Origin of the sequence: Enterovibrio nigricans DSM 22720 (assembly GCF_900167155.1) — a bacterium.
In the GTDB taxonomy this organism is placed as follows: Bacteria; Pseudomonadota; Gammaproteobacteria; order Enterobacterales; family Vibrionaceae; genus Enterovibrio; species Enterovibrio nigricans.
In genome coordinates, this window is sequence record NZ_FUXU01000127.1 from 1 (window position 1) to 6,976 (window position 6,976).

The 6,976-nt window shown below is 46.7% G+C and carries 7 protein-coding genes and 1 pseudogene; 7 read left to right on the forward strand and 1 reads right to left on the reverse strand.

Annotation, left to right across the window (positions count from 1 at the left end; translation table 11 throughout):
- The 7 genes and pseudogenes from B5D35_RS22015 to B5D35_RS22045 all read left to right on the forward strand — a co-directional run.
- Nucleotides 1-288, forward strand: a pseudogene (locus B5D35_RS22015) (IS5/IS1182 family transposase); the annotation flags it as partial.
- Between the two features lie 587 nt (nt 289-875).
- Entirely contained in the window at nt 876-1,475 is a 600-nt protein-coding gene (gene nrfB, locus B5D35_RS22020; protein ID WP_078754587.1) for a cytochrome c nitrite reductase pentaheme subunit, read from the forward strand.
- On the forward strand, nt 1,472-2,161 hold the full coding sequence (nrfC, locus tag B5D35_RS22025; RefSeq protein WP_078754588.1) for a cytochrome c nitrite reductase Fe-S protein: 690 nt from the start codon (nt 1,472-1,474) through the stop codon (nt 2,159-2,161). The genes nrfB and nrfC overlap by 4 nt, the downstream gene beginning before the upstream one ends.
- Entirely contained in the window at nt 2,158-3,123 is a 966-nt protein-coding gene (gene nrfD / locus B5D35_RS22030) for a cytochrome c nitrite reductase subunit NrfD (protein ID WP_078754589.1), read from the forward strand. The genes nrfC and nrfD overlap by 4 nt, the downstream gene beginning before the upstream one ends.
- 66 nt (nt 3,124-3,189) lie before the next feature.
- Nucleotides 3,190-5,124, forward strand: coding sequence for a heme lyase CcmF/NrfE family subunit (locus B5D35_RS22035; protein WP_078754590.1), 1,935 nt, complete (start codon nt 3,190-3,192; stop codon nt 5,122-5,124).
- Complete coding sequence (locus B5D35_RS22040; RefSeq protein ID WP_157828451.1) at nt 5,121-5,672, forward strand: DsbE family thiol:disulfide interchange protein; 552 nt, start codon at nt 5,121-5,123, stop codon at nt 5,670-5,672. Before B5D35_RS22035 ends, B5D35_RS22040 begins: the two co-directional genes overlap by 4 nt.
- 4 nt (nt 5,673-5,676) lie before the next feature.
- A complete protein-coding gene (locus B5D35_RS22045) occupies nt 5,677-6,099 on the forward strand; it encodes a cytochrome c-type biogenesis protein CcmH (protein WP_078754591.1) in 423 nt (140 codons plus the stop codon).
- 64 nt (nt 6,100-6,163) lie between these two features.
- Here the strand turns inward: B5D35_RS22045 and B5D35_RS22050 are convergent, their stop codons facing one another.
- Entirely contained in the window at nt 6,164-6,883 is a 720-nt protein-coding gene (locus tag B5D35_RS22050; protein ID WP_078754592.1) for an ATP-binding cassette domain-containing protein, read from the reverse strand.
- Nucleotides 6,884-6,976 lie beyond the last annotated feature (93 nt).

The window sequence follows — 6,976 nt, forward strand, 5'->3', positions numbered from 1 at the left end:
GCGCTTATCCCACCACGAGAAGGGGCTGCATTCTGGGAACAAGGACACCCTCGCAATTTAGCAGTAGGTTGTCAAAAGCTCTACGGCTCCAACAAGAAGTGGAAAAAGCGGTATGGCTATCACAAGCGCTCACTATCAGAGACAGCAATGTAGCGAGTAAAACAGCTGCTAGGTAGGAAATTAAGCCTAAAAAATTACAATGCTCAGGTTGGCGAGACATACGCTATGATCAAAGCGCTGAACAAGCTTACAGGACTGGGTATGCCTGAAACTCAGTATATTGCTTAAGAACCGAACAACTTTAGGCTGCCATGTCTTCCAACCGAATTAAGCAACAAAGCCAAGCGAATATCCCAGTATTGATATTCCCAGTGTCGCCCATATTACGCTGACAGAAGCAGTCTTAATTGCCGATTGAATGCTCACAGCAAATATCTCCAATGTTTGATTTATTGTCTAATCGGCGTTGTGAATACGATCAGTAAAATAATATCAACAGGAGCCAAACAATCTTACCAAATACCCCCCTTCAATTGTTCTGAAATAGTTAACAACATGCTGCGTATCACATTTAAATACGCACCAAATTTGTATTTGCTTTGCGTTTCAGAACCTTGATTTGCATGAAGTTTGACCTACATCATTAAAGATGCATTTAAACTGTTTCTTTCCAAAAACCAAGATCTCCATGCCTTCCGTTTCAACCTGATTTTAATTCAAATAGACATGCTCGGCGTTGTGGCTAAGTGAAAAATATCGACGGGGAAATGTGAGAGTGCTGAAGATGTTTCTATAACACTTTGGCGAGTCGTATATTTTAGAACACAGCCATGTCAGATATATAGCGATGTCTGTCGAGCTGTAAAAGGTGAGAAATGAGCAATATCAAAGTCAATCTCTCTTGGCTAGCCACCCTCTTTACGGTGCTCTGCCTTTGGGGAATATCTTTGCACGTTGCTTCGGAAAGCAAGGACAGCACTGTCGATAGCGTGTCGACACCCGCCTTGCAGCATGAGGTAACGTTTCAGCGAAACCCTGACTACGCCTGCGTTCAATGTCATAAAGACGAAGAAAACAAACTCGCAGGTGCCCACAACGACGTAATCAACCCAAATAACAACCGCAGCGTGACCTGTGTCGACTGCCACACCTCTATTACCCCTTCTCATCGCGACGGCGCAACCGACGTTGTGAAATTTGACCATTCTCAGAGTGTTAGTGGTACCACGCTTGCTGCATCTTCCGTGGAATGGATAACCAAACAAAACGAAGCATGTGAAACCTGCCACGAACCCACCCAATTGCAAGAGGCGAATTGGACACATGATGTTCATGCTAGAGACCTAACGTGCTCATCGTGTCACACCGTCCACCCTGCCACTGATCCGATGAAAGGCCTGACCAGTAAGGCTGCAATCGAAACGTGTGTCGATTGTCATACCGACCAAAGACTGGCGCAGGAGGAAAAACAATGAGTTGCTCAAGACGACAATTCCTTTCTGGCACTGGCGCCATGATTGTGACATCCGGGCTAGCTGGCACACAGATTGTCAGCCCTTCCGCTTTCGCAGCCGAGCCAGAAGAGAAAGCAAAACGTTATGGAATGGTGCATGACGAAAGTTTGTGTATAGGCTGTACTGCCTGCACTGAAGCATGTCGTGAAGTCAACAATGTGCCTGAAGGCGTATCCCGTCTCAACATTGTCCGCGATGAGCCCGTTGGTACCTATCCAAATGTAAAATACGGTTTCACGCGCGTGTCCTGTCAACATTGCGAGAACGCCCCTTGCGTCTACGTTTGCCCGACGGGAGCCGCTTACAAAGACCCCGCCACAGGTATCGTTGATGTTGAAGCTGATAAATGTGTCGGGTGCGGATATTGCCTCGCCGCCTGCCCGTATCAAGTGCGCTTTTTCAATCCAGAAACCAAGGCTGCTGATAAGTGTGATTTTTGTAAAAGCACCCAACTAGCACAAGGTAAAGAACCTGCCTGTGTGGAATCTTGCCCGACTAAAGCCCTGACTTTTGGTGATTTAAATGACCCAAACAGTGGTATTTCGATACTGATCACCGAAAAAACCGTATACAGGGATAAATCACACCTTGGTACCGAACCGCAACTTTATAAAGTGCCGCATTCGATCAGGGAGATTAAAGGATGAGTATGATTGACCAAGCTTTCCATTTTGACTCTTTGGTTTGGGATTGGATTATTGCTGTTTATCTCTTCCTGGCCGGCGTCTCCGCTGGAGCCGTCATGATTGCCGTCTACCTGAAACGCAACGTCATAGAAGGCGATGTATCCAAAAACGGCATTATTCGAGCGACGGCAATAATCGCACCATTGGGCATTATTTTGGGTCTGTTGATATTGGTTTTCCACCTCACGAAACCGTGGGAATTCTGGAAGATCATGATCTATTTCAACCCCAGCTCCGTGATGTCTATGGGCGTGGTTTTGTTTCAGGTATACATGATGGTCTTGTTTGCGTGGCTCGCCGGTATCTTCCTTGAAGATATCCAACGTGTTTTTGGCGGATTACTCAACAAAATCCCCGGCGCAAACGCTGCACTTCAGCTAACGAAGCGTTTTGACAAGGGATTAGAGATCACCCTTGCTGTCTTGGCGTTTATTCTGGCGGCCTATACCGGATTCCTATTGTCTGCGTTGAAAACGTACCCGCTGCTGAATAACCCTGTCTTACCCATCCTGTTCCTGTTTTCAAGCTTGTCTTCTGGCGCAGCCGCTTGTTTGTTAGTTGGCGTACTGGCTTTTAAAGAATCGATAAAAAGCCCCTCAGTGCACTGGATTCATCGCTTCGAACGTCCGGTTGTGCTGTTTGAGCTCTTCGTCTTGTTTGCCTTTTTTTCTGGTCTCTACTTCGGAGGTGGGCAGAAAGAAGCCGCGGTCATCGCCGCAATAGGTGGTGGATTTTGGTCAAACTGGTTTTGGATTGGCGTTGTCGGGCTGGGAATGGTTTTGCCTTTAGCCATGAATACCGTCGCATCAGCCGAAGTCCGTCACCGGACGCGCTACCTCGCGGTCGTTACGACACTCAGTTTACTGGGCGTACTTATGTTACGTACGTTTATTCTTTACGCAGGCCAAATGACCACTGTGTAATAGCTACCCGCCTTACTGATCTTGTTAGATTAGTGAGGCGGCTTTCGTTAGGATTCACCCGTTTTAATGTTTGCAGAACTTGCCCATTATCTCTTTATTCTCGGAATTACTTCCGTTTTCGTTGCAGGAACGCTTGCACTTTTCTGTCTTCGCTTCTCCAAGACGAAAGACCCACTGCTCGAAGGTTTTCCTCCCGCACTTTGCGTTTTGGCCTTTATTTCGATTCTTGCATCGACAGGCTTGCTCGCCTACAGCTTTTATACCAATGACTTTTCGGTTCGCTATGTCGCCCAGCATTCAAATTCGGCATTACCTCTACCCTTCAAATTGGCTGCGGTTTGGGGCGGCCACGAAGGTTCGTTTCTTTTCATGGTTCTCACGTTATCAGGATGGACTGCGCTTATCAGTACGCGTCTTCGCGACGTTAGTCAGACATTCCGGCTCACGAATATCGCGGTACTGTGTTGGCTTATTTCCCTGCTTGGTATTTATTGCTTGTACCTTTCCAATCCTTTTTTAAGAGACCCCTCTTTTCCCCTTGAAGGACGGGATCTCAATCCAATGCTGCAAGATGTCGGTCTCATTGTTCATCCACCATTGCTCTATCTGGGTTATATCGGGTTTGCTATTCCATTTTCTCTGGCAATTGCCGCAATGACCACGCCAGTCAATATCAAAGAATGGGCACACGTTTGCCGAAACTGGGCTTTGCCATCGTGGGCCTTTCTAACTGCGGGGATCGCCGTAGGCGCGTGGTGGGCATATAACGAACTAGGCTGGGGAGGTTGGTGGTTTTGGGACCCCGTCGAAAACGCATCGCTGCTTCCTTGGCTAACAGCCACTGCGTTAATACATTGTTTGATCATGACAGAGCGAAAGAAAACGCTTTTGGCATGGTCACTTCTGTTGGCCATCATTACCTTCGCATTGAGTATTCTGGGTACATTTATCGTTCGTTCTGGCGTACTCACATCCGTACACGCCTTTGCGACCGATCCGATGCGAGGCAGCGGATTGTTGATCATACTGACCTTGATACTTTTACCAGCTGTCTATCTCTATGCACTGAATGCTTCTAGGTTGATCGTTCGATCCAACGTCAACGTACACGCTGACAAATTGTCGCTGCTGATGCTCTGTGGCGCAGGAATATTGTTCTCAATGATGCTTATCGTCATGCTAGGGACCTTCTACCCTCTAATCTACAGTGCATTAGGCCTAGGGACCTTGTCTGTCGGTGCCCCCTATTTCAATAGCCTGTTTGTTCCACTGGTTTTCGCTTGTGCATTCCTTGCAAGTATTGCGTTGTTATTAAAACAAAAGCGCTGGCATATCGCGGGATGTATCACGCTCTCGATCACATCAGGTATCCTTTGTACTGTTTATTTCGCAAATATCTACGCTGTGCCATTTTCTGCGCTCGCCACGCTCGCATTCTCTGTCGCCTTTTGCCTCTTGTATTCCACCAGCTATGCTGCGCTTTCACAGAAAAAAAAACGCAATGTACTTGCTTTTTCTCTCGGTCATATCGGTGTTGCATTGAGCATTATTGGCGCGACTATGCTCTCCACATTCAGTGATGAACTTAGTCTTAGGATGCAATCAGGTGAGAAGGTAATCGTGGGGCAGTATTCCTTCCTGCATTCAGGCAGCAGCTGGCATATTGGCCCAAATTTCACGGCGGAGAAGATAACATTTGTTGTTAATGACCAATCAGATCACCCGATAGCAGTCTCTGCAGAAAAGCGGCTTTACACTGTTCGCTCCATGAATATGTCAGAAGCTGGAATTTATCGAGACGGTGTCACTGACATATACATCACCCTTGGTACAAAGTTCAATGCCAACGCCTATGCCGTACGCATTCAAATTAAACCAGGCATTCACTTACTTTGGCTCGGCGCATGTTTGATGGCGATAGCCGGATTGATCGCCACAGCCAAAGTGGTTTACCTCAGAAAGCACGAGAGAAAACCTCGTTATCAAGGTCTGCCTCAATGATAAATCTGCGTTTTTCTATCCCATTAGCCGGAGCCATTGCCTTTATTGTTGCGTTGTCATGGATGCTCGTTAATACCGACAACGACGAAGCACCAACGCAATTTGCAATGAAAGGCCAAACCGTTCCCACGTTTTCCTACGCCACTCTAGAAAACGAACTCGTTGACGAAACGGTATTGAAAGGCAAATGGACGTTGCTAAATGTTTGGGCTTCTTGGTGTGTCGTCTGTAAAAAAGAGCACGATTTCCTTATGACACTATCTCGACAAGGCGTCCCTATTATTGGTCTGAACTATCGTGATAGAAAAGAAGCCGCACTCAACACGCTAAAGCACACTGGCAACCCTTATCGCGCGGTTATCTTTGACCCAAGCGGTGCATTAGCCATTGAATTTGGAAGCTTGGTCACCCCAGATACTTACCTTATCGATGAGCACGGAACGCTTATACACCGCCACACGGGTGAACTTAACAATGAGGTATGGGAAACCGAATTTTTACCGCGCATCCAACCCGCGCAGCACCGTCATCAATCAAAAGAGGAATAAAGAGATGAAGATGCACCTTCACTGGTTTTTACTGTCGTTTTCCCTTTTGCCTTTTTTAGGGATTGCAATGCCGGATGATCCACAGAACCATGCAGAAACATTTCAGTTTTCGAGTAAGGAAAACCAATCATTAGCATTGAAGTTGGCCAAAGAGTTGCGATGCCCACAATGCCAGAACCAAAATTTAATTGAGTCAAATTCCCCCGTGGCAATGCACTTGCGTCTAAAGGTTTATCAATTCGTAGAACAAGGTGCCAATGAAGAGCAAGTGATAAAGCACATGACGCAGCGTTTCGGGGACATGGTGCACTACAAGCCGCCATTCAAACCAGGAACAGCATTTTTATGGCTAGCTCCGCTACTCATTCTGGGTGGCCTAATCGGCACTGTGTTAATGAAAAAGCCAACAGACGACTCTAAACCATAAAAGGCCCCTTGGGGCCTTTATGGTTGTGGTTTTCACTATTAGGTAACTTTTTGCGTCTCTGACATTACGCCATAAGAAAAGTGTCCAACTCGCCACAATCTTCCACAAAGCTCTGATCATGGCTCACGAGGATCATCGCTCCCTGATAGTGTTTGAGTGTCTCAGCAAGTAAGATTTTTGATGATATATCGAGGTGATTATCAGGCTCATCGAGCAAGAGCAAAGGCATTTTGTCTTGATGGCTAATGATCAAAATCGCCAGCTTCATTTTCTCTCCGCCGCTTAATGCGCCTACTTGTCGGAATACGCTATCTCGACGAAAACCAATGCCCGCCAGCAAAGTCCGTGCGTCCATTTCCTTCATATGGGGACAGAAGTGCCGTAAACATTCCAACATGGGTAGCACGTTATTCAGCAAGCTGACATGCTGATCCAGATAGAAAATTGGCATATTTAGGTGAAGTTCACCGCCAAGCAGCGATATCTCCCCTTTCAACACTTTAAGTAACGTAGACTTCCCGCTGCCATTAGATCCCTGTAGGTGCATGCGTTGATTGGGTTTCATAAACATCGTTACCGGACTTTCGGTTCCAAAAGGTAACTTGCCGTTTAGTATAGAAAAAAGTCGCCCTCCTTTGGCTTCCATCGTTGTCACGTTAAACGTCTGAGTTTTCACTTGCTCCGCTTTTTCATTCAAGCTCTGCGCTTTTTTCTGCAACGAATCTCGACGGGTATTTTCATTATTCAGGCGTTTAGATGCCGCAGCGCCCGCCGCACTTTTCATCGCATTGGCTTTGTTGCTTAATTCGGTTGGAAGACATGGCAGCCTAAAGTTGTTCGGTTCTTAAGCAATATACTGAGTTTCAGGCATACCCAG